At 58.4% G+C, this 26,366-nt stretch carries 27 protein-coding genes; 4 read left to right on the top strand and 23 right to left on the bottom strand.

Annotated elements, in window-relative coordinates; genetic code table 11:
* Positions 1–101 precede the first annotated feature (101 nt).
* The 5 genes from ACESLM_RS23085 to ACESLM_RS23065 all read right to left on the bottom strand — a co-directional run bounded on the left by ACESLM_RS23085 (position 102) and on the right by ACESLM_RS23065 (position 3,972).
* Positions 102–1,022, bottom strand: a complete 921-nt coding sequence (locus ACESLM_RS23085) for an AraC family transcriptional regulator (protein WP_372634846.1) — start codon at positions 1,020–1,022, stop codon at positions 102–104.
* Positions 1,023–1,067: 45 nt separating this feature from the next.
* Entirely contained in the window at positions 1,068–1,349 is a 282-nt protein-coding gene (locus tag ACESLM_RS23080; protein WP_372634843.1) for a DUF3817 domain-containing protein, read from the bottom strand.
* An 85-nt stretch (positions 1,350–1,434) separates the two neighbouring features.
* Positions 1,435–2,106 (bottom strand): DNA alkylation repair protein, encoded by a 672-nt coding sequence (locus tag ACESLM_RS23075; RefSeq protein ID WP_372634840.1) that lies wholly within the window; start codon positions 2,104–2,106, stop codon positions 1,435–1,437.
* Position 2,107: 1 nt separating this feature from the next.
* Positions 2,108–3,046, bottom strand: coding sequence for an RluA family pseudouridine synthase (locus tag ACESLM_RS23070; protein ID WP_372634838.1), 939 nt, complete (start codon positions 3,044–3,046; stop codon positions 2,108–2,110).
* Complete coding sequence (locus tag ACESLM_RS23065; protein WP_372634835.1) at positions 3,043–3,972, bottom strand: ArsR/SmtB family transcription factor; 930 nt, start codon at positions 3,970–3,972, stop codon at positions 3,043–3,045. The genes ACESLM_RS23070 and ACESLM_RS23065 overlap by 4 nt, the downstream gene beginning before the upstream one ends.
* A gap of 178 nt (positions 3,973–4,150) precedes the next feature.
* Here ACESLM_RS23065 and arfA point away from each other — a divergent pair, with 178 nt between their 5' ends.
* Positions 4,151–5,665, top strand: coding sequence for an arabinosylfuranosidase ArfA (gene arfA, locus ACESLM_RS23060; protein ID WP_372634832.1), 1,515 nt, complete (start codon positions 4,151–4,153; stop codon positions 5,663–5,665).
* 291 nt (positions 5,666–5,956) lie between these two features.
* Positions 5,957–6,274, top strand: coding sequence for a LytTR family transcriptional regulator DNA-binding domain-containing protein (locus tag ACESLM_RS23055; protein ID WP_094050421.1), 318 nt, complete (start codon positions 5,957–5,959; stop codon positions 6,272–6,274).
* Between the two features lie 77 nt (positions 6,275–6,351).
* Here the strand turns inward: ACESLM_RS23055 and ACESLM_RS23050 are convergent, their stop codons facing one another.
* The 4 genes from ACESLM_RS23050 to ACESLM_RS23035 form a co-directional block, all read right to left on the bottom strand.
* Positions 6,352–7,161: a pyruvate, water dikinase regulatory protein gene (locus ACESLM_RS23050; RefSeq protein WP_372634828.1), complete on the bottom strand. Its 810-nt coding sequence runs from the start codon at positions 7,159–7,161 to the stop codon at positions 6,352–6,354.
* A gap of 15 nt (positions 7,162–7,176) precedes the next feature.
* Positions 7,177–7,842 (bottom strand): helix-turn-helix transcriptional regulator, encoded by a 666-nt coding sequence (locus ACESLM_RS23045; RefSeq protein WP_372634825.1) that lies wholly within the window; start codon positions 7,840–7,842, stop codon positions 7,177–7,179.
* Between the two features lie 190 nt (positions 7,843–8,032).
* Entirely contained in the window at positions 8,033–9,541 is a 1,509-nt protein-coding gene (melA, locus tag ACESLM_RS23040) for an alpha-glucosidase/alpha-galactosidase (RefSeq protein WP_372634822.1), read from the bottom strand.
* Between the two features lie 109 nt (positions 9,542–9,650).
* Complete coding sequence (locus tag ACESLM_RS23035; protein WP_372634820.1) at positions 9,651–10,574, bottom strand: AraC family transcriptional regulator; 924 nt, start codon at positions 10,572–10,574, stop codon at positions 9,651–9,653.
* Between the two features lie 196 nt (positions 10,575–10,770).
* Between ACESLM_RS23035 and ACESLM_RS23030 the strand changes: the two genes are divergently transcribed.
* Positions 10,771–12,003, top strand: coding sequence for an aminopeptidase (locus ACESLM_RS23030; RefSeq protein WP_372634817.1), 1,233 nt, complete (start codon positions 10,771–10,773; stop codon positions 12,001–12,003).
* 254 nt (positions 12,004–12,257) lie between these two features.
* Here the strand turns inward: ACESLM_RS23030 and ACESLM_RS23025 are convergent, their stop codons facing one another.
* The 8 genes from ACESLM_RS23025 to ACESLM_RS22990 all read right to left on the bottom strand — a co-directional run bounded on the left by ACESLM_RS23025 (position 12,258) and on the right by ACESLM_RS22990 (position 19,988).
* Complete coding sequence (locus ACESLM_RS23025) at positions 12,258–12,935, bottom strand: bifunctional 4-hydroxy-2-oxoglutarate aldolase/2-dehydro-3-deoxy-phosphogluconate aldolase (protein WP_372634814.1); 678 nt, start codon at positions 12,933–12,935, stop codon at positions 12,258–12,260.
* A gap of 51 nt (positions 12,936–12,986) precedes the next feature.
* A complete protein-coding gene (gene uxuA / locus ACESLM_RS23020; RefSeq protein ID WP_372634811.1) occupies positions 12,987–14,045 on the bottom strand; it encodes a mannonate dehydratase in 1,059 nt (352 codons plus the stop codon).
* 18 nt (positions 14,046–14,063) lie between these two features.
* On the bottom strand, positions 14,064–14,831 hold the full coding sequence (locus tag ACESLM_RS23015) for an SDR family oxidoreductase (RefSeq protein ID WP_372634808.1): 768 nt from the start codon (positions 14,829–14,831) through the stop codon (positions 14,064–14,066).
* Entirely contained in the window at positions 14,818–15,681 is an 864-nt protein-coding gene (locus ACESLM_RS23010; RefSeq protein ID WP_372634805.1) for an AraC family transcriptional regulator, read from the bottom strand. Before ACESLM_RS23010 ends, ACESLM_RS23015 begins: the two co-directional genes overlap by 14 nt.
* The gene (locus tag ACESLM_RS23005) at positions 15,674–16,546 is read right to left on the bottom strand and encodes a sugar phosphate isomerase/epimerase family protein (protein WP_372634862.1); all 873 of its coding nucleotides are present in this window, start codon (positions 16,544–16,546) and stop codon (positions 15,674–15,676) included. The genes ACESLM_RS23010 and ACESLM_RS23005 overlap by 8 nt, the downstream gene beginning before the upstream one ends.
* A 40-nt stretch (positions 16,547–16,586) precedes the next feature.
* Entirely contained in the window at positions 16,587–17,660 is a 1,074-nt protein-coding gene (locus tag ACESLM_RS23000) for a Gfo/Idh/MocA family protein (protein WP_372634803.1), read from the bottom strand.
* A gap of 13 nt (positions 17,661–17,673) precedes the next feature.
* Positions 17,674–18,798 carry a Gfo/Idh/MocA family protein gene (locus ACESLM_RS22995; RefSeq protein WP_372634801.1) on the bottom strand — a complete coding sequence of 375 codons (1,125 nt, stop codon included), beginning with the start codon at positions 18,796–18,798 and terminating at the stop codon, positions 17,674–17,676.
* A gap of 263 nt (positions 18,799–19,061) precedes the next feature.
* Entirely contained in the window at positions 19,062–19,988 is a 927-nt protein-coding gene (locus ACESLM_RS22990; protein WP_372634860.1) for an AEC family transporter, read from the bottom strand.
* Between the two features lie 101 nt (positions 19,989–20,089).
* Here ACESLM_RS22990 and ACESLM_RS22985 point away from each other — a divergent pair, with 101 nt between their 5' ends.
* Positions 20,090–20,398 carry a hypothetical protein gene (locus tag ACESLM_RS22985; protein WP_372634799.1) on the top strand — a complete coding sequence of 103 codons (309 nt, stop codon included), beginning with the start codon at positions 20,090–20,092 and terminating at the stop codon, positions 20,396–20,398.
* 121 nt (positions 20,399–20,519) lie between these two features.
* Here ACESLM_RS22985 and ACESLM_RS22980 read toward each other — a convergent pair whose 3' ends face one another.
* The 6 genes from ACESLM_RS22980 to ACESLM_RS22955 form a co-directional block, all read right to left on the bottom strand.
* The gene (locus tag ACESLM_RS22980; RefSeq protein ID WP_372634797.1) at positions 20,520–21,176 is read right to left on the bottom strand and encodes an SGNH/GDSL hydrolase family protein; all 657 of its coding nucleotides are present in this window, start codon (positions 21,174–21,176) and stop codon (positions 20,520–20,522) included.
* 17 nt (positions 21,177–21,193) lie between these two features.
* The gene (locus ACESLM_RS22975) at positions 21,194–22,123 is read right to left on the bottom strand and encodes an L-lactate dehydrogenase (RefSeq protein WP_094050408.1); all 930 of its coding nucleotides are present in this window, start codon (positions 22,121–22,123) and stop codon (positions 21,194–21,196) included.
* A gap of 22 nt (positions 22,124–22,145) precedes the next feature.
* Positions 22,146–22,925 carry a formate/nitrite transporter family protein gene (locus ACESLM_RS22970; RefSeq protein ID WP_372634794.1) on the bottom strand — a complete coding sequence of 260 codons (780 nt, stop codon included), beginning with the start codon at positions 22,923–22,925 and terminating at the stop codon, positions 22,146–22,148.
* Between the two features lie 72 nt (positions 22,926–22,997).
* Complete coding sequence (locus ACESLM_RS22965; protein WP_372634791.1) at positions 22,998–24,599, bottom strand: DUF2339 domain-containing protein; 1,602 nt, start codon at positions 24,597–24,599, stop codon at positions 22,998–23,000.
* 14 nt (positions 24,600–24,613) lie between these two features.
* Positions 24,614–25,333, bottom strand: coding sequence for a YwaF family protein (locus ACESLM_RS22960; protein WP_372634788.1), 720 nt, complete (start codon positions 25,331–25,333; stop codon positions 24,614–24,616).
* A 225-nt stretch (positions 25,334–25,558) separates the two neighbouring features.
* Positions 25,559–26,218 carry a response regulator gene (locus tag ACESLM_RS22955; RefSeq protein WP_372634785.1) on the bottom strand — a complete coding sequence of 220 codons (660 nt, stop codon included), beginning with the start codon at positions 26,216–26,218 and terminating at the stop codon, positions 25,559–25,561.
* Between the last annotated feature and the right edge of the window lie 148 nt (positions 26,219–26,366).

Below are 26,366 nucleotides of genomic sequence, written 5' to 3'. Positions count from 1 at the left end.
AATAAAAGTCGTGCAATATGTAAAAGTAATCATATGACGACATTATGAACTGAATGTGAACGAAACACAACCACCGCCCGAACAGCAAAAAACCCCCGTCGTCAGACGGAGGTTCTCACTTTGATCGGAATATGCAGGTCGACTTTGGCTTTGCCTTCCGGGTCGAGAGAAGGATCGTTCAGGCAGAACTCCAAGCAGTCCCGAGCGTCCGCTTCGTATTCGCTGCTCGGCAGCCACTGCCCGTACAAGCTCTGGTAGGCGAGACCCAGGCGATCAATCGTGTCGTAGAAAGGGTAGACGGCGTACAGTCCCCCCGCCAGCGAGCGATAGCCGATATCGGGCGACTCCTCGCAGGCGAACCCTTCCGGCAGCGTCACGCAGGCGTCGTACCGGCAAGCCTGCTCCTCGACCGTCGCCGGATCGTCCAGCGAGATGCCGATAAAGGCTCTCTCCGGGGGATAAAGCCCGTGCTGGCTTGTCCACGCGCCAAGCGCAGACCAAGCTTTCCACGTGTCCAGATAGCTGCCCACATGCCTCGCGTAAGCGACCTGGAGATCCGGCAAAGTTGCGATTCGAATATTCATTTCCCACAGCCTCCTCAAGAAACGGTTACTTGCTTTTCCATCGTAACCCGTTTCCCTCGAAGAGACTTCCTGAACGTTGCCGGAAAATAGCTCGAAATTGCGATTTTGCCGCCCCTGGCTTCTCACGCGGCTCGGCGTCTGCCCGTAATGCTTCTTGAAGGAAGCGTTAAAGGCGGAGGTCGATTCGAAGCCGCACCGCAGCGCGATTTCCAAGATCGGCAGATCGGACAGGAGCAGCTCGCTCGCCGCCCGTTCCATTCGCTTGCGATTCACATAGGCGACCGGGGTCGTTCCGGTAGCCGCGGCGAACAATCTGCCGAAATGATATTTCGACCAATGGGTTCTGCCCGCGAGCGTATCCAGATCCAGCCTGGCGTCCAAATTTTCTGCGATATAACGGATAATATCCTCAATTCTGCTGCGGTCTTCATGACGCATAATCGTCGATTCTCTCCAATCGGGCGAAGTCGAACCTTCCGGCGTTTAACGGATTTTGCGATCTACGATGAACGGACCGAAAGGAAGAAAAGCCGCGATGACGGCGAATGCGGACATCGCCCAGCTCAGCTTGCGCGCCGCCAGCGCGTTGGCGACGGCGAGCAAATACAAGGTGAACAACACGCCGTGCGCCATTCCGACCACCGTCACCGCGTCCGGATAATCGGCGAAATATTTAAGCGGCATCGCGATCAGAAGCAGAACGAGGAACGAGACCGCTTCAATGATGCCGATCACGCGAAGCCTTCCGAGAACAGTTGCGAGCATGGAATGATAACCTCCGTTTAAGCGGGTTTATTTCTCATCTTACCAACCGCTTGGGGGGAAAACCATGTCCATCTTGTGTCCATTTTTAACGGGAGACGAACTTAAGCGCCTCGCGAACGCTTAGAGGAGACAGCGGCGTCTTGTCCACGAAAGCGCGCACGGCGGACTCGTCCGTCTTCGAGTACTCCCGGAGCGCCCATCCGATCGCTTTGCGGATGAAGAACTCGTTCTCTTCCTTGCATTTTTCGATATAACGGAACAGCCTGCCGGCGTCCGTACGTTCTTTGTACCTAAGCTGATAGAGGATGGCCGTTCGGCGCAGCCAGAGATTCTCGGACGCGATCCAGCGTTCCGTATAGCGGGGGATCAGCTCGGGATACTTCGCCAAGTGATCGCCCATCGTATGGGAAGCCAAGTAGTCGACCGTATCCCACCAAGATTTCGTCACGACGAGTTCTTCGAACGTCTCGATATCTTCTTCCCTTGCTCGCTTGCCATGCTTTCCGAGAAAAGCCATGGCCACGTTCTGGAACTCGCGTTCCGGCAGCGACCACAGACGCTTGACGACATCCAGCAGCTCGTCTCCTGCGGGGATACCGTGCCGCGACCAGAACTCCTTGGTCAGCCGATTGCGCTCGGGCGTCTTTATCCCCAGAAACGGGAACTTGCCCCGCATGTAAGCTTCCATAGGAGAAGCTTTCGCCGAGTCCGCATGGTCGCGGAACCATTCCGCCAAACTTTCCGCGTATTCTTTCATTCTACACACCCAGATTCGAATGAAACCCCAGACGAGCGGCAACCTCGCGCATTCGGGCCGGCAGCGGAGCCTTGAACTCCCGGCCGTCCGGCAGGACGATGCGCCAAGCGTGCAGCAATTGGTGATTCACGTCCCCGAACCTCCTGCCGCCGTACTTGATGTCGCCGAGCAAGGAATGCCCGATATGTTGAAAATGACTGCGAATCTGATGCGTGCGCCCGCTAATCAGCTCGATCTCGACCAGTGAATGGGAGTCGCCGGTCTGCAGCGTCCTGTACCGGGTTTCCGCGGACTTCGCCTGCTCGGCTCCCGCTTCGGCCACCTTCGTCCGGTTGCTCTTCTCGTCCCGCACGAGCTCGCCCGTCACTTCGCCCTCTCCGCTCAGACGTCCCTCCACGATCGTCAAGTAATACTTTTGCATCTCGTGTTTTTGAATCCATTGATTCAGCTGATGAAGCATGCCCGCCGTCTTGCCGACGAGAACGATGCCGCTCGTGTTGCGGTCCAGCCGATTCGCGGTAGCCGGCATGAACAACGGGCTGTCCAGCTCCCCCTTGCGGTACAAATAGGCGTGCACGCGATTGACTAGCGTGTCCTTCTGATCCGGCTGATCCGGGTGAGTCAGCTGCCCCGCCGGCTTATTGACAACCATCAGCTCGGCGTCCTCGTACAGCACGTCCACGTTCGCGTTCACTCCGACGTACTTCGCTTTCTTCTGGCCGATGCTCGCTTCCTTGTACGCGTCTTCCTCTACGTACAGGACGAGCTCGTCTCCGGCCGCCAGCTCGTAGTTCTGATTTTTTCGCTTGCCGTTCACTCTGACTTTGCCGTTGTCGATCATTTTATAGATTTGTCCCAGCGGGAGGTTGGGCATCAGGGTTCTAAGAAATCGATGCAGTCTCTTGCCGCTCTCGGAAGGCGTGATCTTGCGGTTGATCATCGGTTCGTTTCTCTCCTATGGCTGTAATACGCGCGAAATTGAATGTCTTGATTATAATTCCCGAAGCCGGCTCCGTACAACGTCAAGCCCCCCACGTGGCGAGAATCTTCCTCGACGGCGAAGCGCAGCGTCCAGAACGGCTGATCCGCCCGCAGCTCCTCAAGCGTCGTATCGGAAATGCGCTGTCCGTCCATGAAGCACCCTTCGCCGTTCACGCGAATGATTTTGCGAAGTCCGTACTGGTTCAGCTGAATTCCCCACCATTCCGGCGTAAAGCGTCCTCTCGCTTCCGTCCCGTAATCGCCCGGGCTCGTCCACTCCCCCAGATATACTCCGTTCAAATAAAAGCGGATGTCCGAAGGCCAGTGTTCGTTCACTCCGGGCGCCTCGGACGCGATTTCGAACGAAATTTCCAGCTCTTCGAGCCGCTGGCTCGGCAAAATGTAGTTCGGCGTCTTGTACTCCACATACCCCCGCCCGAACCAGAGAATCGATGCATTAACTCGCTCAGGGTCGAGAAAATAGCGCGGATCGTCGAATTGGCCGATTAACTTCTCCCGCGTAGCCAGGCCGCAAGTCGGATACACTTCGAAAGAAGTGTAATGGCCGACGCGAATCGACTGCTCGTAGTGCTCCCGCTCTTCCGAGCGGGCGTTCGGCAGCTCGATCTCGACGGCCGATTCGGCCAGCGAGCACATCTTATGGGTTCCGCCGTTTTTGCGAACCATCTTCGTTGTGATCAGGCCGGCCTGCTCGAGCTTGCGCACGTGCATCGTGACGATCGCGCTGCTGAGCTCCAAACGTTCGGCGATTGCCTTCACGTTCATCGGATTCTCGGCCAGCATCTCCATAATCGTCAATCGGACGTCGCTGGCAAGCGCTTCGTAGAGAGGAAGCCACTTGCGGTCCGTATTCGCTTTAATCATCGTCCCAGGCCTCCTCCATGTCCCGCCAATTAATATAAATATAAATTCATCAAAACGCAAATCACGGCGCAAATTCAATACTTGCATTTTACTCCTATGTCGTGTTAAATACTAGTTGAAATACTATTTTTGTTTATTGATTAATATAATTATTAACTAATTGAAGGGAGTTACCTGCATGACCGCACGCAAAGCTTCCATGATCGTCGACAAAGACTTCGTCATCTCCCGGATCGACGACCGCCTCTACGGTTCGTTCATCGAACATCTGGGCCGCGCCGTGTACGGCGGCATTTACGAGCCGGGCCACCCGCAGGCCGACAGCCAAGGCTTCAGACAGGACGTCCTCAAGCTGATCCGAGATCTGCGCGTCCCGATTATCCGCTATCCCGGCGGCAACTTCGTCTCCGGCTACGATTGGAAGGACGGCATCGGACCGAAGGAGCTGCGTCCGCGCAGATTGGAACTGGCCTGGAGGACCGTCGAACCGAATTTGTTCGGCTTGAACGAATTCGCCGACTGGTCTCGCGCCGCCGGCTCTGAAGTCATGTGGGCGATCAACCTCGGCACGCACGGAGTCGACGAAGCGCGCAATATCGTCGAGTACGCCAACCATCCTTCCGGCTCGTACTGGAGCGATCTGCGGATCAGCCACGGCTACAAGCAGCCTCACTCCATCAAAACCTGGTGCCTGGGCAACGAGATGGACGGACCGTGGCAGATCGGCTCCAAGACGGCCGTAGAATACGGACGGATCGCCGCCGAATCCGCGAAGGTCATGAAGTGGGTCGATCCCTCCATCGAGTTGGTCGCTTGCGGCAGCTCCGGCCGTGGAATGCCAACCTACCCCGAGTGGGAAGCGACCGTTCTCGACCATACTTACGAGCATGCCGACTATCTCTCCTTGCACAGCTATTACGGCAATGCCGACAACGATACGGCCACTTTCCTTGGCCGTTCCCTCGAGATGGAAGATTTCATCCGCAGCGTGACGGCAACCTGCGATTACATCAAAGCCAAGAAAAGAAGCAAGAAAACGATGATGCTCTCGTTCGACGAATGGAACGTCTGGTTTCATTCCAACGATGCGGACAAGAAGATCGAGCCATGGCAAGTCGCGCCGCCGCAGCTCGAAGACGTCTATACGATGGAGGACGCGCTCGTCGTCGGCTGCCTGCTGATCGCCATGCTCAAGCATTCGGACCGCGTCAGAATGGCTTGTCTCGCACAACTCGTCAACGTCATCGCGCCTATTATGACGGAGAACGGCGGCGCGGCTTGGGCCCAAACGATCTACTATCCTTATCTTCACGCTTCGGTCTACGGCCGCGGACAGGCGCTCGTGCCGCTCGTGCAGTCCCCGAAATACGATACGAAGGACATTACGGACATCCCTTACCTGGAGTCGATCGCCGTCTACGACGACCGGGCCGGCGAGGTGACTGTGTTCGCTGTCAACCGCGATCTCGAGAACGCGCTCCCGTTGGAGGTAGACTTGAGAAGCTTCGGCCATTGCGAAGTGATCGGCCACTCCGTGCTGGAGCACGAAAATTTGAAAGCGACTAATACGGCCGCTTCGCCGGACCGAGTAAAGCCTCGCGATAACGGCAATGCGTCGAGCGAAGGCTCTAAAATCACGGCGACGCTCGGCAAAGCGTCCTGGAACGTCATTCGCGTTCGCGTGGTTGAATAACGGGGCTATACAGGTCAAACTGTGAAGAGGCAATCTCATAAGTAAAAAAAGGCGTACCAAACGATTATCGATGGATGCATGGTAATGGGCATCTATCTCCTTCTTTTCATCGATAATCTGGTACGCCCCTACTTATGTAACAGCCTCTTCGCAGCGTCCGCCGGTTTAACTGATATCGCCCGTTGTCATTTTTTATAATTTTTTTCGGAAAGTCTCCCAAAACTCAAAAAACTATGTTATACTGAAAGCGCTACCAAAGCAATGTCATTCTTCATAAGGGGGATTGAAACGATGAATGCAGCGCTTCAGGAGAAAAATGTGTACGAGGATTTCGATCCGCGCCAAGACACGTTGTTCTTCAAGGTCGGGGCACACGGGTTGATCAGCTTTCACGGACGGAATTACAACATCAAAAAGAGACTGTCCGCCGATGAAAGAAACCGCCTCATCGCGGATTCCGCGACGTTCTTCCGCGTTTCGTCCGATTGCTACGTCAACGTCAGAAACATTTCCGTCATCGGCGAACACCATCTCTTCTTCGACGACACCTCGAAACGGTTGCCTTGCTCGGGACGCAAGCAACAAATGATTCGCCAGCTTCTCGGCTGATCCATCTAGTGGACGAGACCGACAAAGCCTGAGCGATCCGCGGGAACGACTCCTTCGGATAGCTCAGGCTTTGTCGCTTAAGGAACCAGCAGCTCCATAATTAAACCGGCCGTTTCTTCGATCGCTTTCTCGGACACGTCGATGACCGGGCATCTTAGACGTTCCATAATATCGGAAGCGAACTTGAGCTCCTTCTCGATCCGGTCCATGGACGCGTAGTTCGCCTGACTCGGCAATCCCAGCGCCTTTAACCGTTCCGTCCGGATTTTAAGCAGCCGTTCGGGCTGCATCGTCAAGCCGACGATGAGCCGGCTGGAGGAGGTAAACAGTTCTTGCGGAGGCTTCACTTCGATCGTGAGCGGATAGTTCGCGGTTTTGATGCCTTTGTGCGCGAGATAGATGCTGAGCGGCGTCTTGGAAGTGCGGGAAACGCCGACCAGCACGACCTGGGCCTGAAGCAGCCCGCGGGCATCCTTGCCGTCGTCGTACTTGACCGCGAATTCGATCGCTTCGATCTTGCGGTAGTAGTTCTCGTCCATCTCGTGCAGCAGGCCCGGCTTGTACTTGGGCGAATCGTTGAACGTATCGATGAACGCCTGCATCATCGGCCCCATCACGTCGACCGCGCGGACGCCGAGGCGAATCGTCTCTTCCCGCATCGTCTCGCGAAGCTCCGGCTGGACCAGCGTGTAGGCGATGAATCCGCCCGATTGGACCGCTTCGGCGATAATCGCTTTAATCTCGTCTTCGTGCTTGATGTTGCCGTACCGCTTGATCTTCACCTGCTCGGTGGCGAACTGCCTGGCCGTCGCTCTGGCGACCGCATCGGCGGTTTCCCCGACCGCGTCCGAACATACGAATATGATCTTCTGCCGTTCCTCCGACATCCGTCTATTTTCCCCCTACTCCGCGATAAACCCGGAGGATAAGTCCACCAAGGCCAGCGTCATGTTGGTTTTCGTGATTCTTCCGACAACTTCCAGCCGGGCTCGTTCGCCCGTCGCGCTAACGACCGGCAAACCTCCGACCTGATGGTCCAACATCTTCCTGGCCGCATCCAGCAGCGAATCTTCCGGCGTCACGTACACGAGCCGCGTCACGCGGGTCATCACCATGCTGATCGGAATCGAAGCCGCGTTCGGATTGCCCAGGGTGACCTTGAGCAAGTCCTTGAGGGACACGGTGCCGACAAGCGCCCCTTGATCGTCGGTCACGGTCAGAAACCCCGTGTTCTCCACGAACAGCGCGATAACGGCGTCGTTGACCGTCGCGGTCTCCACGATGACGACGGGACGGTTCATGACGTCCTTGACTTTAAGATTCAACACCTTCTCGCTCTGCCGGCCTTCCGTGGTCATGACCTTGCCCAGAAAGTAGCCGACTTTCGGCTTGGCGTCGATGTAGCCAAGCATGACGAGCACGGACAAATCCGACCGGATCGTCGGGCGGCTGACCCCGAGACTTTCCGCGATCTGCTCTCCGGTAATCGGCGCGTGTTTCTTCACGAGATCGATAATCGCGATTTGCCTGACCGTAAGTTCGATGATCGGCTCACTCCCTTGCTCCAATGCGAAACATGCCGCTACGCGGGACACGATGGATTCGCTATTTATGGTATACCATAAACCTATTTATGACACAACATTTAGTTTTAGCGCGCCTAATAATCCCCCTATCTACTCGTTCATTGATACGTCAAATACGCCCGCAGCCGCAGAAATTCCGTGTCTGCGGTTGCGGGCGTCCTTCCGGAGCGCTCTATCCCGAAACTTTCGCACGCTCCTTCCCTTTGTCCGATTCCCCTGCGTTCCGGTTCGCGGCTTCGCGGTCCTGCATCATCTCTTCGACGCTTTTCACCCTCAGACGAGCGGCGCCTTGATAGCCGTCCTTCGTCGGCATGCGCTTGCCTTCGGAGAGCCTCGCCTTCGCCGCCGAGATCGCCTCCGCGTATTGCGGCAGCCATCTCTCCTGCGCTACCAGCATCTCGTCGACCATCTGCCAGATCTCGTTCGGATTGCAGACCGCGCCGACGAGCGGGTCCATCATGAACGCCTGGCGCAGCAGTTTGTCGTCGCCGCTTACCGCCGCCTCGACGGCCAGTCTCTGCACGGAAATGCTGACGTTGCACACGGCGGCGGGTCCGAGCGGCAGATTGCCGACAAGCGGCATCGAAATGCCGTTGCGGTCTACGTACCCGGGGGCTTCGATGATCGCGTCGTCCGGCAAGTTTGCGATGACGCCGTTATTGCGAACGTTGAAGTGCCCGCGATAGATCCGTCCGGTCTCCAAACTCTCGATAATGTAGGAACCGTGCTCCTCGCCGCGCTCTTCGGCGGCGTACTTCATTGCCGGCTCCTTCATCCAGTTCGGGAATTCGGTCTCGAACCAGTTGCGCCCTTCCGTGCACACCCGCAAGTATCCGCCCGTCTCCCCGTTGATCCAGCTTCCGAGATCGATCCACTGCCCGATCTCTTCCGGGCGCTTCCGGTACCACGGCACGTATTCGCTCAGATGCCCGTTCGATTCCGTGCTGTAGTAGCCGAAGCGGCGGAGCATGTCGATGCGCACCTTCTCCGTGCGGCTGAAATCCGGATGCTGTTCGAACGCTTCCAGCAGCTTGCCGGTCAGATCCTCGCCGTTATGGCGAATCTGCACATACCATGTCTGGTGGTTGATGCCCGCACAGATGATGTCGACCTCTTCCTTCTTCAACCCGAACGCCTCGGCAATCTGCCGATGTCCGCCCTGAACGCCGTGGCACAGCCCGATCGTGCGGACGCCGCCATATTGATTGCATGCCCAGGTCAGCATCGCCATCGGATTCGCGTAGTTGAGCAGCAGCGCGTCTTGCGCCGCAACTTCCCGAATGTCCCGGCAGATGTTCAGCATCTCGGCGATGCCGCGCTGCCCGTACATGATGCCGCCCGCCGACAGCGTATCCCCGACGCATTGATCGACCCCGTACGTCAGCGGAATTTCCACGTCGGTGGCGAACGCCTCCAATCCGCCTACGCGAATCGTGCAGATGACGTATTTCGCCCCGGCCAAGGCCTCCCGTCGATCGGTCGTCGATTGAATTCGAATGGACAAGCCGTTCTCCTCGATGTCTCTCTGACACAGCCGCGCGACTCGGTCCAAGTTGTCCGGACTGATGTCCGTAAAAGCAACCTCAATATCCTTGAATTCCGGTATGCTGAGCAAATCCCGCAGCAAACCTCTCGTAAATCCGATGCTTCCCGCTCCGACAAAGGCAATTTTGAAAGCCATCATTCACGCCTCCATAACTGTTAAATTGGAATATTCACGTTCTCTCCCATCGTAACAGCCTTCCTTAAGGAAGCGTTATCAAGATCGTCACTTCTGCGCGCCGACTCTGTCAGAAATCCTCACTTTTCTCCTCCGAAAAATCGTTTCCTGCAAACCGTTGTTTACCCATGGCCATGCGATATTCCACCGGGGTCATCGAAGTATGCTTCTTAAACAACGCGTGAAAATACGGCCTGCTGCCCGCGCCCACGTAATCGGAAATGTCCGCCACCGGGACGTCCGTCCGCTCCAGCAGCATCTTCGCCTTCTCGATCCGGATATCCGTCAAATATTCGATCATCGTGCGGTTCGTCTGCGCCTTGAAAATGCGCTGAAGATATCCGGGATGCAGATTGACGGAAGCGGCGACGTCCTTGACCGTCAGCGGACGGTCGTAGTTCTGGACGAGATACGCAATGCTCGCCTTCACGTACTGTCCCGCTTGCGGCGCAAAGCTGCGCTCCGTCTCGGTTCGCAGTCTGCCGATCCGGATCAGCAGCTGCATCAGCAGCATCCGGTCGAGCATTTTGCCTTCTCCGCCCTGGTAGTCCAGTTCCAGGACGAGGCTCTTGAGCGCGTGATAGACTTCGTCCGGATCTTGAAGCGTCATCGACGCTCTCCGAACGGCCAGCAGTTCGCGCAAGGAGGCGTCCTCCTCGGCGAACGTCTTGACGGAAGGAAGCTCTCCCTTATGAGGAGCGAATCCGAATTCCACGTTCAGCATGCGGCAGCTGCCTTCCACGACGAGCCGATGAAGCACCCCGGCGTCAAGCAGAATGAATTCCCCTTTGCCCAGCCGGGCCGATGCCACCGCTTTCCGTTCCTCCTGCCATTCGACGGCGCAGCTTCCGTGAATGACGTACATGATCTCCGTCGAGTCATGCCGATGGAAGGCCATGTCATAACCGTTCCAATGCTTGAAATAATAAGCGAATATTCTTGGCGAATAATGCCCGTCCAGCAAGGCCGAGTCGAAAAGGCTCCCGATGTCCATGGCGTCCTCCCGTCCGTTCGTCTGTTCTTCTTGCGAATAACTTAACTATCGGAGATCTTGCCGCGGGAGTCAACCGGAAAGCGATTTGACGACCGGGGAAACGATCCGGTATGTTATTCATTGAAACCGAAAGCGAGCGGTCCGATTTCCGCGAGGATCGAAACGGCGCGCTACACCTGACCAAGGAGAGAACACGATGGACAACTTCCATAAGCATTTGGAGCAATATGCCGCATTGGCGGTAGAAGTGGGCGTCAACATACAGCCGGGACAGCCGCTGTGGATCGCCGCGCCTGTCGCGGCGGCGGAATTCGTGCGCGAGATCGCCAAGCACGCGTACAAGATCGGCGCCAAATACGTTCACGTCGAATGGAACGACGATCTCGTCACGCGCGCCCGCCTAGAGCACGCCGCGGAGGAATCGCTGAGCTTCGCTCCTGCCTGGAACGTCGCCGGACGGATCGAGCTGGCCGAAGAAGGCGCTGCGTTCCTGACGATCGTGTCGGAAAATCCGGGCGCGCTCCGGGGCATCGATCCGGCCAGGATCGCGCTGGCGACCAAAGCGCAGCAGCAAGCCGTGCAGCCGTTCCGGCCCTACACGCTGAACAATGTGTGCGCCTGGTCGATCGTCGCTTACCCGACGCAAGCGTGGGCGGACAAAGTGTTCCCCGATCTTCAGGAGGGGGAGCGCGTGGCGGCGTTATGGGACGCGATCTTCTCGGCGACGCGCGCGAAAGAGAGCGACCCGGTCGGGCTGTGGAAAGCCCATGCGGAGACGCTCGGAACGAAAGCCAAGCATTTAAACGAAAGGAAATACAAGGAGCTGCGCTACCGCGCGCCGGGCACGGATTTGACCGTCGGGCTGCCCGAAGGGCACATCTGGTCGTTCGCGGGCAAGACGAACGCCCGAGGGGCCGAGTTCATCCCCAACATGCCGACCGAGGAAGTGTTCGGATCGCCGCATCGCAACCGCGTCAACGGAACCGTGTCCAGCAGCAAGCCGCTTAGCTACGGAGGCAAGCTGATCGACAACTTCTCGTTCACCCTCAAGGACGGACGAATCGTCGATTTTACGGCCGAAAAAGAGTACGAAACGCTGAAGCAGCTGGTCGAGACGGACGAAGGCTCTCATTATCTGGGCGAGCTCGCCCTCGTGCCGCATCGTTCGCCGATCTCGGATACGAATCTTATCTTCTACAACACGTTGTTCGACGAGAACGCCGCCTGCCATCTGGCGATCGGCTTCGGATTCCCGTTCGCCGTTGAAGGCGGTTCGGCGATGACCAAGGAGCAGTTGGCGGAGAAAGGCATCAACCACAGCTTGACGCACGTCGACTTCATGATCGGGCGGGCCGACTTGCAGATCGACGGCATCGCCGAGGATGGAAGCGCCGAGCCAATCTTCCGCGACGGCAACTGGGCGTTCTGAAGCGGCGGCTCCTGACACGCCTCATTAAAGACAGGCTGTCCCATATGCAGAGTTGCTTGAAATGATCGATACACAAAGTAGGGGTATGTACCTCCTGGAGAATGCCTCATACGCTCCTGAAACCACCTTATCACGGGTTTACCCATTCAGGTTTCAGGAGTGTATAGCATCGGAAGGAGGTACATACCCCTTGCACCTTTATCGTCGATCATCTTTTAGAGCAACTTAAAGCGCTTATCGGACGGCCTCTTTGATTAGGCCAAGCTGGCTCCGTGAGCCCGATCGACGTAAGAGCGGGCCAAATCCCGCAGCTCGTCGAACTTGCCGGCCTTGACGAGAGCCGGGTCGAGCAGCTTGCCGCCCATGCCGACGGCGATCGCTCCCGCGTCCAGCACGTCGGCGATGTTCTGCAGGTTGACGCCGCCCGTCGCGATGAACGGAATGTGGTTCAGCGGGGCGCGAACCTCCTTCAAGTAGCCGATGCCGAGCGTGCCCATCGGGAACAGCTTGATCGCGGAAGCGCCTGCCTTGTACGCGTTCACGATTTCGGTCGGCGTCATCGCGCCGGGCCAGACGTCCAGCCCTTGCTCGACGGCGTGGTAGATCACTTCCTCGTCCACATTGGGCGAGATCAAATACTGGGCTCCGGCGGCGATCGCTTCCTTCGCCTGGCCGATATCGAGCACCGTTCCCGCGCCGATGCGCATCCGGTCCCCGAATTGCTCGCGAAGCTTGGAGATGATGTTCAGCGCGCCGTCGGTATTCAGCGTCGCCTCCAGGAACACGACTCCCCCGTCGGCAAGCGCCTTCGCCGCCGATAACGTCTCCTCTAGCGTAAAGCCGCGAGCGATCGCGACGATTTTCTCTCTGGACAATTGTCCTAACAGTTCGGAAGGCATTCGGATAACCCCTTTGTCGGTCGTTGTGGTCAAGCAGTCGTCTCCCATTGTACCACCGTCGCCGCCGCGAAGAAACCGCCTCTCTTACCGTCCGACCGCCGACCGCTCCTTGCCGATCGCTTCCCACATGCCGTTCAGGTACACCGCGCCGAGCGCCCGGTCGTACAAGCCGTAGCCCGGCTTGCCCGTCTCGCCCCAGATCATCCGGCCGTGATCCGGGCGGATCGGTCCCGCGTAATCGATATCCCGCAGGGCGCGGATAATCTCCGCCATGTCCAGCGATCCCGCCGATGACAGATGCGCCGACTCCTGGAAGGATCGCTCTCCCGTAACTTTGACGTTGCGCGCGTGCATGAAATTAACCCGATTTTCCTTGCCGAACCGCCGCACCATCGCGGGGAAATCGTTGGCCGGATTCGCCCCGAGCGAACCGCTGCACAGGCACAGCCCGTTGACGGGACTGTCGTACAGCCGCAGAAACCTGTCCAAAGCCGCCTCGTCCGTAATAATCCGCGGCAGGCCGAAGATCGGCCACGGCGGATCGTCCGGATGAATCGCCATGCGGACGCCCGCTTCCTCCGCGATGGGCATGATCGCCTTGACGAAGTAAGACAGGTTGTCCCACAGCTTCTCCTCGTCCACCGAAGCGTATTGTTCGAACAACCGCTGCAAATCCTCCTTGCGGTAGCTGCTGTCCCAGCCGGGGAGCTGAAGCTCGCCGGTCAGCGGGTTCATCCGCTGCACGACTTCCTCCTCGTAGATGAGCGCGGTCGACCCGTCCTCCAGCTCGTAATCGAGCTGCGAACGCGTCCAGTCGAATACCGGCATGAAATTATAGCAGACGACCGGCACGCCGGCCTTCCCCAGATTGCGCAGCGTGCGCCCGTAGTTGTCGATCAGCCGGTCGCGATCGGGCAATCCGAGCTTGATATGCTCGTGCACGGGCACGCTTTCGATGAGGCTAAGCTGCAGCCCCGCCGCTTCGACCTTCCTTTTCAACTCCATAATACGCTCCAGCGGCCATTCTTCGCCTACCGGAACGTCGTAGACAGCGCTTACGATTCCGGTTACCCCCGGAATTTGCCGGATCTGCCACAGCTTCACCGGATCGTCGTCGCCGTACCAGCGAAACGTCATTTGCATCGTTTGACTTCCCCTCTCCTAGATCGTCATTGCCCCGAAGCCGCCGTCGACGCGCAACAGCGATCCGGTCACGAAGCCGGAAGCCCGTTCCGACGCCAAATAGACGACCGCTCCCTGCAGCTCCGCCGGCTCGCCGAACCGCTTCATCGGCGTATGCGCCATGATCGAAGCGACCCGCTCCTCCGACAGAATCGCCCGGTTCTGCACCGCGGGGAAGAACCCCGGCACGATCGCGTTCACCCGCACGCGGGCAGGCGCGAATTCGCGCGCGAGAAACTGCGTCATATTGTTGACGGCCGCCTTGGAGGCCGAATACGTGAACACCCGCGACAGCGGCGTGGCTGCGGAAGCCGAGGACAAATTGATGATACTGCCGCCCTGCCCCCGGCCGATCATAGACTTGCCGAACACTTGGCAGGCGAGCAGCACGCTTTTCGCGTTGACGTCGATGATTCGATCCCATTCCTCTTCCGTAATGTCGAAGAACGGCGTCGCGCTGTTCACACCGGGACAGTTGAGCAGAATGTCCGCCCCTCCGGTCCACGCCTCCACTTCCGCGAGCAGCCTCTCCAGATCGCCGCGGGAAGTCGCTTCCACCCCATAGCAGCGCGCTTCGCCGCCGGCTTCCGCGATGCGAGCGCGAATCGGCTCGGCGTTGTCCGCCTTGCGCCCCGTTAACGCGACCTTCGCCCCGTACGCCGCCAACGCCTCGGCCATGATGCCTCCGAGCGTCGACGAACCGCCGATGACGACCGCCGTTTTGCCGCGCAGATCAAACAAATTCATGCCGCACCCCCGTATCCGGAAAACCGGAACGATCGAGCTTGAGCTGTCTCTTGTACCGCTCCGGCGTCACCCCGACCTGCTGCTTGAACAGCCGGCTGAAGTGCGCGAGATGCTTAAAGCCGAGACGGAAGCCTACCTCCGTCACGGCCAAGTCAGGCTGCAGCAGGAACAAAATTTTCGCCTCGTTGATCCTTTTGCGGTACACGTACTCGAAGATCGTCGCTCCGGTCACTTCCTTGAATATTTTCGCCAAATAGGATTTGCTGAGATGAAGCTCCCGCTGCAGGCTCTCCATGTCCAGCTCGTCGTCCGTGTACTTGCGCTCGAGCAGCGCGATAATGTCCTGAACCGTCTTCTCCTTGTCCGAAGGAAACTCCCGCTTCTCGCTCAGCGACGACAGGCAGCGGTCGTAGACGAAATGAAGCAGATCGGCGAACGCCAGCAGCAAGCGGCCGGCTCCGACCTGATCTCCCCGAGCTTGATGCCCGTGCATCCGCAGCAAAATCCGCTCGACCTCCTCCTTGTCCTCTCCCCGCAAGCAGAGCCGATAGTTCTTGAACTGCTCGAACGGCTGCAGGATCGGGGCCGCTTGAGGCAGATCCGTATAGAAGCGGAGAATGGCGGGTTCGAAATGAACGATCGAGCGGATGTACGGAACGGACGGATCGATCTTCGGACAGTGCAGCGTCATTCCGTACATCAGAATCAGGTCGCCGGGGGCCAGATTGTAGATCTGGTCCCCGATCAAATAATTGCATTTGCCTTCGTGAAAATAATAAACCTCGTAAAAAGGGTGCGAGTGGAACACCGGTTCGAACGCCCCCGTCGAGCGGTAATTGAACTCAAGCATTCTGGCTCAGTTCCCGCAGCAATCCCCCGATGTATTCGGAGAAATGGCGGAGCATCGCGGGCGATTCGGAGAACTGCCCGCTGAAGTCTTCGACGCCCAGGTAGCCGTCGTACCCGACCGCCAGCAGGTCGGTCAGCACTTGGCGCCACGGCACGGCCCCTTCCTTCAGGCCGACCCACTCGCATTTCCAGACCGTCTCTCCCGCCTCGTTCGTCTCGCCGGCGCGCCAGCCCGCGTTTTTGACGTGAACGTGCGCCAGATACGGGCCGAGCGCTTCCAGCGCCATCCGGTAATTCTCGACGCCTTCGTGGATCATGTTGCCCGGATCGAACAGCACGCCGACCCATTGCGGGTCCAGCCCATCGACGAGCCGTCTCGCGCCGGAAGCCGAAGCCGCAATCGTGCCGTGATGAATTTCCGCGACTCCCTTCACGCCGTACTTCCGGCACAGATGCTGCGCCTCCTGCAAGTAGGCGCGCCCTTCCTCCAGCAATTCTCCGAGCGGCCGGCTCCGGTCGTAGCCGGGGACGCCAAGCCGGATCATCGACGCGCCGGCGTGCCGGGCCGCTTCCAGCACCTTCTCGGTCGCCGCCAAATCCCCCGCGCGCAAGTAAGGCGTAAGACTCACGACTTCCAATCCGTTCGACAGCGCCGCCTGCTTAAAGCGCTCGACCTCCTCCAAGCCTTTGGAAGGCGCGATCGTGCAGCGGTTGTTGCCCCAGTAGGACGGCGCCTGCCCCCGGACTTCCTCCGGCACTTCCGTGTACCGCCATTCCACGCCGTACAGTCCCGCTTCCTTGGCGGCCGCGGCCAGCTCTGCCGGCTCGAGCTCCGGCGTCGCAACCGTAAACACAGACAGCTTCATCATTCGTACGTCCTCCTTAAAGTTGAGCGCGAGGTCCCGATTATTCGACTTTAACGGCTTTCGCCTGGGCTTGCAGGCACAGCTCCGCCGCTTTGAAGGCGTGAGCCTGCTTCATCGCCTTTTCCGTCCGGTGCAGGCAGTCCAGGATCAGCTCTCCGAAGAACGGATACCCGACCTTGCCGGCCAGCTCCAGATGTTTCTCGCCTTGCCCGTTAACCAGATACAGATGGTCGCCTTGGCCGTTCCGGGCGATGTCGACGTATTTGCGCAGCTCGATGTAGCCGCTGGTGCCGAGAATGACCGTGCGGCCGTCTCCCCAGGTCGACAAGCCGTCAGGCGTCAGCCAATCCACGCGAAAATAGTTCGTCGCCCCGTTGTCCCCGACCAGCGTCGCGTCGCCGTAATCCTCCAGCTCGGGGTACGCCTTGCAGTTATAGTTCGCCACCTTGCTGTGCAGCACCTCGGCGTTCGCGCATCCGGCGTAGTGGAGAAACTGTTCGATCTGATGGCTCCCGATATCGCACAGAATGCCGCCGTACTTCGCTTTCTCGAAAAACCACGCAGGCCGCTGCGCCGCGTTCAACCGATGCGGTCCGAGCCCGAGCACCTGAACGACGCGTCCGATCGCCCCGTCCTGCACCAGCTGCCCCGCGAACACCGCGCTCTCCACGTGCAGCCGCTCGCTGTAGTACACCGCGTATTTGCGCCCCGTCTCCGCGGCCGTCCGTCTGGCGCGCTCCAGTTGGTCCAGCGCCGTGAACGGCGTCTTGTCGGTAAAATAATCTTTGCCGTGCTCCATCACCTTCACGCCCAGAGGTCCCCTGTCGCTGGGAACGGCCGCAGCCGCGACGAGCGCCACCTCAGAGTCCTGCAAAATCTGCTGCTCGGAAGCGGCAACCTTGACTTGCGGGTATGTCTTCGCGAATTGGCGGACTTTGTCCGGATCGGGATCGTACACCCACTTGAGCGTCGCTCCCGCCTCGATCAGGCCGTTGCACATGCCGTAAATATGGCCGTGGTCCAGCGCCATGGCCGCGAAGACGAAGTCGCCCTTCTCCACGACCGGGCGAGGCTTGCCTTGAGGCGCGTAGTTCATTCCATTCGAATTAGCCACGATGTTTTCCTCCTTAGCGGGCGGCAATCGCCGAACGCGAGATTTGTTCCTGCAGCTTCTCGTAGTAAAGATCCTCGTTGATCGGCAGATCCACCCAGTCATCGATCCATGTCGACAACTGCATCGCATTCGAGATCGTCAGCCCTTTAATGCCTTCTTCACCCGGCGCGAGCAGCGGCGTGCCGTGCAAAATGGCGTTCGTCCAGTCCTGCGTAATCTCCTTGTGCTGCGCCCCTCCCGGGTGAACCGGAATGTCGAACTGCCAGCATTCCGGCTGGGCGAACGATTCCGTGTTAACGCGGTTGAACTCGGATTCCAGCTGTCTGAGCCGCCAGAACGTTATGCGGTCGTTCTCGATGACGATTTTGCCGCGGTCTCCGGAAATCTCGAAACGGTTCGTGCCCGGACATTCATACGTGGAAGTGACGAATACTCCCGTCGCGCCGTTCTCGTATTCGACATAAGCCGTTACGTCGTTCTCGACCTCGATGTCCCGATGCTTGCCGAAGCCGCAGAACGCGCGCACCCGCTTCGGCATCAGACCGGTCGTCCACTGCCACAGGTCGAGCTGGTGCGGGTCCTGGTTGATCAGCACGCCGCCGCCTTCGCCGGCCCAGGTCGCTCTCCATCCGCCGGAGTTGTAGTACGCTTGCGGACGGTACCAGTTCGTAATGATCCAGTTCGTGCGCCGAACCTCGCCCAGCTCGCCCGACGCGATCAAATCCTTCAGCTTGGCGTACAGCGGATTCGTGCGTTGATTGTACATGATGCCGAACACCCGATCGCTCTTCGCCGCGACCTCGTTCATCTCCCGCACCTGCTTCGTGTAGACGCCGGCCGGCTTCTCGACGAGCACGTGCAAGCCCGCTTGAAGCGCCTCGATCGCCTGCTGGGGATGATCGTAGTGCGGGGTGCACAGCAGCACGCCGTCGATCTCGCCCGAGCGGAACATGTCTGAAGCGCTTGCATACGTGAGAAGATGGTCTCCCCCATTTTCCTTGGCCTGAGCCAGACTTTCCGGACGCACGTCGCTGACCGCCGTCAGAACCGCGCCTTTTACTTGACCTTCAATCAAATATTGCGCATGGCCCTTGCCCATGTTTCCCAATCCGACAATCCCGATCCTTACTGTACTCAAGAGGAAGTCGCCCCTTTTCGATTATAATCGCTTTCTTGGTCATTGTAACATGTTGACTGTGGATGAACTTCACTCCTAAGCCTGAAAATCGCGAGTCATTTAACTGTGAGTCTACTCTGCAGTCGAGCGGCGGAGATTGCCGGCAAGAAAAAAAGAGAGTCTCATAAGTCATAAAAGATGACTATGGACCCCCTGATCTTCTGTTCGCGATTTATATTTTGCGGGAACTTCTCTTCTCCCGCATGCCGTCGCGCAACCTCACCTTAAACCCCGAGCAAATAAATAACGGCCGTAACAGTGGCGATGCTAAGCGCCGTGGATACGAGCACGCTCTGCGAGGCGAAGTCCTTCTCGTTGTCGAACTCGACGGCGAGCAGCACGCTCGATAGCGAGGTCGGAACGGCGGACGAGACGATCAGCGCGGCGCCCATCATGTCGTCGACGCCGAGCAACAGCACGACTCCCCAAGCGAGCAATGGGCCTGCGATCAGGCGAAGCCCGGTGGCGATGCCGACGTCCGCGGCCAGCTTGCGCGTCAGGAACACCTTCATGTCGCCGAGCTGCACGCCCAAGGTGAACAGCGCCATCCCGATAAACGCGTCGGACAAGTAGCCGACCGAGATGTCCACGAAGCCGGGAAGCGGCACCTGAAAGCTGCGCATCAGCAGCGCGACCGGAATGACATAGATGACCGGCATCGACAGAATCACTTTGCGGATGGCGCGCCAATCCGCCTTGTGGGCGTTCACGCTGTATATGCCGTACGTATTCGGAATCAGCGACTGCATCATCATGATAATGATCTGCACCGAGAGCGTGTACGTATTGCCCGCGAACGCAAGCTGATTGATCGGGATGCCGTAGTTGGCGCTGTTGTAGAACAGCACGCTGTTTCTCATCGCCGCGCGCATGCCGCCCTTGTAGCCGCGCAGCCGGACGACAACCTCCAGCACCGCGTACTGCAGCAGCATGAACAGAACGAAGAAGAGCAGCACCTGCCCGAACATCTGCATCGAGATGGCCGTTCCGTACAGCAGTTCGAACATGATCGCGGGGGAGAACAAGTAAAAATTCAATTTGGACAGCGTCTTGATATCGAGCGAAAAAATGCGGTGCAGCAGGATTCCCAAACCGATGACGAGCGACAAAGGAAGTACGTTGTTCCATAAAATGTGCAGAAAAATGTCCATGCTGCCGATCAGCCTCTCCGTCTCGCTAACCGCCAAATCCTCTTCGGCATGTTATACTAGTATGATTAGACAAGACTAACACGGACTGGAGATGAAGTGAAGTGGCTTTCGGCATCGACAGGGCGGAACTGAACGCGTGGAAGGCCGCCGTCTCTCGCGGAGAAACTGCGTTCTTGACCCATTTTTGGTACGATCCGAGGTTTCCGCAATTTCGTACGGTGACGAAGGTCGGCAACGCCGATTTCGATAAGCTCGCCGCCTGGTGCAGAGCCAACGGCCTGAATCCGACATACATCCACGCCCGCTCTCCCTTCCCTCACTTCGACTTGCTGGGAGAGAAGCAGAAGGAAATTTTGCTCAAGGAAAACCTTCATCATCACCTGGCTCGGTTTAAACTGAATCTGCCCTAGGAAGGTCCCGCTTTGGGAGAATTCGAGCGAATTGCCGGAGGAGCCGCTCAACACAAACAAGGAGGCGTATCCCCAACCCGGCATAACCGAATTAGGGAGCGCCTCCTTGTCCGTGTGCGGACTAATCCTTATTCCAATCGAAGCCAACGGCCTTCAGGAACGCTCTGGCCAGCACGGCATGCCCCGCCTGCGTCGGATGCACGCGATCCCAGGCCAACGTCGCCGAATACAGCTCCTTCAGCAGGGCGTCGAATGCGGCCTGCGTGTCCACGAACAACGCTCCGGCCTCTTCCGCCACCCGCTTCACGATCGCCCCGTATTCGTCCATCGTCCGGCGCATCGCATCCTGCTTGTTGCTCTCCAGATAAAACGGCGTCATCAGCACGAGCCCGCCCGCGAGCGGCTTCGTTCTCTCGACCAGAGCGCGAAGCCCGGCTTCGTAACGGTCCGGATAGACGTGCCAATCCTGGATGAACGGCGTGTCGTACTGCCGCCAGACGTCGTTAGTCCCGATCATGATCGACAGCCAGTCCGGCTTCTGGTCGAGCACGTCCTCCTGCCATCTTTTCTCCAGATCGACGACGTTGTTCCCGCTGACGCCCATATTGACGACGCGAATGCCGAGCTCCGGATAGACCGCCTGCAGGAATGCGTCTACCAGGGATACGTAACCTTTGCCCAGCGCTCCGAACAACCCTTCCCCCACCGGTCTGGCCCGTTCGCAATCCGTAATCGAATCCCCGATGAACAACAGCTTCTGACCTTTTTTCAGTTGCATCGTCTCAGTCCCCCCCCTTAGATCGAAGCGATCGACTCGATGAGCCCTTTCAGCTTGTCGGCCGAACGGTGAAGCAGCGCCTTCTCCTCGTCGGTGATCGGAATGTCCATCACTTCGCGAATGCCGGTACGGTCCACGACGCAAGGAACGCCGAGATAGACGTCGGATACGCCGTGGTAATCCTGCAGCAGCGTCGATACGTTCAGCACCGCGCCTTCGTCGTCCAGAATGGCCGTGCAGATCCGGTCGAGCGCGAGGGCGATCGCGTAATAGGTCGCTCCCTTGGCGCTAATGATTTGGTAAGCCGCGTCGCGCGTATTGACGAATACTTCGTCCCGTTCGGCGTCGCTCAGCTTCACTTCGGCTCCGGCCACGTTCGCGAGGCTCCAGAGCGGAAGCTCGGAATCGCCGTGCTCGCCGACGATGTGCGCATGGACGCTGCGCGGATCGATGTTCAGCTTGTCGCCGATCAGGTAGCGGAACCGGGCGCTGTCGAGCAGCGTTCCCGAGCCGATGACTCTGTGGACCGGCCATTCGGACTTCTTCCAGGAAAAATAGCTCATAATGTCGACCGGATTCGATGCGATCAGCAGAATGCCGTGGGAGTTGACCTTCAGCACTTCCGAAATGATGCTCTCGAAGATGGCGACGTTGCGCTTAAGCAGATCGACGCGCGTCTCTCCGTCGCGCTGCGCCGCTCCGGCCGTAATGATGATGATGTCCGCCTCGCGGCAGTCTTCGTATGTACCCGCCCACACTTTGGCGCCGCCCAGGAACGGCATGCCGTGGTTCATGTCCAGCGCGTCCCCTACGGCCTTCTTGTGGTTTGCGTCGATCAGCACGAGCTCGTCCATCCGATTTCTCAACAGCAGCGTGTACGCCGTCGTCGATCCGACCGCTCCCGCTCCGATAATGACCACCCTTGTTTTTTTCGCGATTTTCGCCATATGGGGACCAACCTCCGCTATTCTAATCTTCCATAAAAGGTTTGTTAACGTAGTAGTACATGTAGCCGAGCAGCAATCCGCCTCCGATGAGGTTGCCCAGCGTAACCGGGATCAGGTTGTGCGCGACGCCGGCCCACGTAATCGTGCCCGGGTGGTTCAAGACGAGCGCGATCGCGAACGTGCACATGTTGGCGACGCTGTGCTCGTAGCCCGAGATGAAGAAGCAGAAGACGAACAGCATCATCGCGAACATTTTCGCCCCGTCGGACTTCATGAACATCGGCACGAAGAACGCGAGACAGACGAGCCAGTTACAGAGAATCCCCCGGAAAAAGAGCTCCATCGCCGGCGCATGCATCTTCTTCTCGACGACGCTCAGCAGAAATCCGTTAACGGACGATTCCTCGAACAGACCGGTCGTATAGATAAGCAGCGCGAACGCGGCGGCTCCCAGTATGTTGCCCGCGTAGCTGATAATCCATAGCTTCACCGTCCTCAGCCAGCTCATTTTGCGGCGCAGCGCCGCGTAGCTGTAGTAGAACGTGTTGCCGGTAAACAGGTCGCCTCCGCCGTAGGCAATCAGAATGATCGCGCAGCCGAACGTGATGGCCGCCATCGGGTAAGTCATCGGGGATTGCACGTTGTAAAAATAACTTCCCGTCTTGAACGCGACGATGACGCCGAAGCCGATGAACATGCTGGCGAGCATGGACCTGGCCATGTAGCGAAGCAAGCTCTGTTCGTAGATTCGGGATTTTTTCAAAGCTAATTGTTCAACCTTCTGCAGCGCTTCCGTCTCCACGGACATCCCCTCCTATCGCCTTGCCGTTGTTGAAAATGTACCACATTCCTTTCCGTTCGAATGTAAAAGCATTCACATTTCCGGTTCGGCGGGCGCGGATTCGGACTCTCCGGCGCTCTCGCGCTGCTTGCCGTTAATCCAGGTAATCAAGAAGGATATCCCGCCCAGCGCCAGCAGCACGCCGCACTTGTACAGCATCTCCTCGCCCTCCAGGTCCAGGAAAAACGCCTTGCCGGCGACGAGCAGCAGCACTGCCGCTCCGAAAATGCGAAACAGTTGCTGGCGGGCGACAGTCCCCCACAGAGTAAGCAGCAACGCGTAAACTCCCCAGGATACGCTTAGCGACAGCTGAACGAGCCGGCCCGGAGCGTCCTCGGCATAGACGAGGAACGCGGTTTCGATCTGCACGGTCAGCAGTCCGCCCACGATGAGATGGGAGAATACTGCGAATAAATTCGACAGAAACGCTGCGGTTTCCTTTGTCAATCTGAAAGATATTCCTGTAACGGACAAGTAGAAGCCGACGAAGGCCAGCAGCGCCCACGACAGCGCGCCCCAGTTCAGGAATGGAATGAACGTGCCGAACCAATCCCCTCTCGGCGTATCCCAAGTAACGAGAAACCAGTAGACCCCGACAACGATCCAGACGGCGATTGCGACCAGACTTGCCCATCCGTATTTTTTGCGATGTCCCAGCACGGTCAGCGCCGCGGCGATTCCGCCCCAGAAAAACACGTTGACGAGCGGCTTGGCGTCCATGCCGCTTCCGATATGGGAGAAAGCGAGCAGCAGCAAAGCCCCTCCCCCGGCCAATTGGCTGGCGGATGCGGTCTGCAGACGCTTGGCGAGCCGGAGGACGACCGTCCCCGAGACAAGGTAGCTCAGTCCGATCAGCGCCAGAACGTAGGCGTAATGCAGTTCCCCATGCAGGATGAAGATGGACCACGTGCCGAACAACACGCCGTTGGCCAAAGTCAGGTACAGGTTCCAGCCGTCGAAGCAGCGATTGTTCCGCCACGACGCGATCAGGAAGCCGGCCAGGTAGAAGACGAAGGCCGCCGTCGCATAGCGAAGAGGCATGCTCCACAGCCCGTCCGTCGGCGGGTCGAAGTGCACGTAATACGCCGCGTAGATGACCCATGTGCCGATGAACGCGCCGATTCGCAGCTCGCTCCAGCCTTTGGCGATGCTCAGGAAGAAGAAGGCCGAGTTCAGGACGAACAAGTAGAGAAACAAGGTAAACACCTGGTCCGTCTCCGGCTGCATCAGCAGCGGGGACACCAGTCCGCCCGCCAACGCGATGTTCATCAACAGCCGCGAGTCGAAGCGGTAGGCGTAGGCCGACGCTGCCGCAGTTACCGCGGTCATCCCGACAAGCACGGTCATCGGGTTCCACAACCGATAGTAGACCCCGGCGAACGAGAACGTCGCGTAGAGCAGACAGGCGCCCAGGCCGATCATGATCTGAACGCCCGCGGCCCACTTGGGACCTCGACCGGCCAGCGCCTGGCCTGCGATGCACAAGCCGGCTCCGCTGAGCAGGCCTGCGGCGATCTTCATCCCGTCGGTTATCCATCCTTGTTCGATCGAGTATTTGAAGAGCGTAATGAATGCGGCCAGAATAAACAATACGCCGAGCAGGGAAGTCCAGTGCTTGCGAAGAAGCGTATCCATCTTGCATCAGCCTCCTAATATTGGCGCGCCTTGGCGGCGCGGATATGAAGCAGACGATCGATAAGTCTGACGATGCCCAGCATAAGAAAACAGAGCGCAAGGGCAACCAGCTCGAGTTGAAGCAGATACCACGGCCACGGAGCCAGCAGATCCAGCAGCGATGCGGTGCTCGGCTTGCGGGCGAGAAACATGAAGTTGGCGCCCGTCAGCGCGTTCGCGACGGCGGCGGGAACCGCGATGACATGAAGCCAGCCGAGCGCCCGGAATACCGACGCCGTCGTGGGGCGGTAGCCTTCGATCGCGGTCAGGAATAGGCTTGCCCCGATAATGGCGCCGTGCGCGATGAAGAAATGAAAGTAGCGGAATTCCGGGTACCCCGCGTCCAGATTAGGCGTGAGCAGCGCCTGCATCGCGCCGATGATGCCGAGGAAGAACGTCACCTCGTACAACCTGCGGCTGCGCGTGAGCAGCGCGATGGCCGACAGCCACATCATGACGCTGCATAGTTGAAACGGCAAGGAATGCAAGCCCCAGTTGTCCGTTATTCCGTACCACGCTTGCAACGACAGCTCGCAGACGACCAATATCGCGACAAGAGCATACCTCGCGCCCCGGTTCGCGCGCGGGGTGCGAAAGCGTCGCCGGAACAGAACGATGCCGACAACGATCGCCGCGGCCAGCGCCATTCCCAGCGCGTGCGCCGCCGAGAACGGCGCGAAATCCGTCGTAGCCATGTCCATCCTCCTCCCCAGTCTCTGAGGGTTTATTTGGAAATTGTGCGTCACTCTTTACAACTTCATTCTAGAAAATTGACGCACGAAAAAAAGTACCAACTTTTCTTGGTACCTTGTCTTAAACTCTCTGAGGTTAGCTGGACGTGGGGATTAGAGGAGATGCAGAGTTCTTCAAGCACGTGCGGCGGCTCTATTGTGCGTGAACCCATGAGACCGGATGTACTCTCAAAACAAACCCTTGTCCTTCGCCTCGCGCGCGGCCTCTTTGGAGCCTTTGGAGCCGAGCTTTTTCAAAATATGGTTAACATGGTTTTTGACCGTGCGGATTGACAGGACGAGCCGCCCCGCGATCTCGGTCTGGGTATAGCCCTTGTCGATCAGCTTCAGCAGCTCCAGCTCGGAGGGCGTGATGAGATCCTGCAGCTTCTTCTTCTCGAACTCGAGCTCCAGCTGCTTCAGCCTGCGGAACTCCTCCCGCATCCGCTCGGCGGCCGCCGGACTGATCGGAGATTCCCGTCTCGCGGCGGCGCGGACCGCATCCGGAAGCGATTCGAAATCGCCTTTGATCTGGTAGTCGATCGCCCCGGCCTGAAAGGAACGGAAGATCAGCTCCTTCTCCTCCATGGAAGTAAGCATGACGACCCGGGCTCCCGTGGCCGCCGCGACTTCTTCCGCCAATCGGATGCCCTCCGGCTCTCCGTGCAGCATAATGTCCATCAGAACGACGTCCGCCGCAAGCCCGCCCGAAGCCAGCTCATCCCGCAGCGCTTGAGGATCGTCCGTCGCGAACGCCACTTCGATGTCCGATTGCCCGTCCAGATAGGCGCGCAGCCCGCGAAGCCAATCCTTGTCGTCTTCGACGATCCCGACTTTGATAAGAACCATCCGCTTACGCCTCCTCATGAGCCTCCCCTACTTACGCTTCGCTTAGAAGTAGGGGTTTCTTACCAGCCACACCGTTACTTTCTGCAAACAAATAGGTTGACTACTTGCTTTCGCTGCCAGCAGCGGAAATCTAACGGTGTGGTTCAGT

This window comes from Cohnella sp. (genome assembly GCF_041641335.1).
GTDB lineage: Bacteria > Bacillota > Bacilli > Paenibacillales > Paenibacillaceae > Cohnella.
This window is presented reverse-complemented; position numbering and strand designations above follow the sequence as displayed.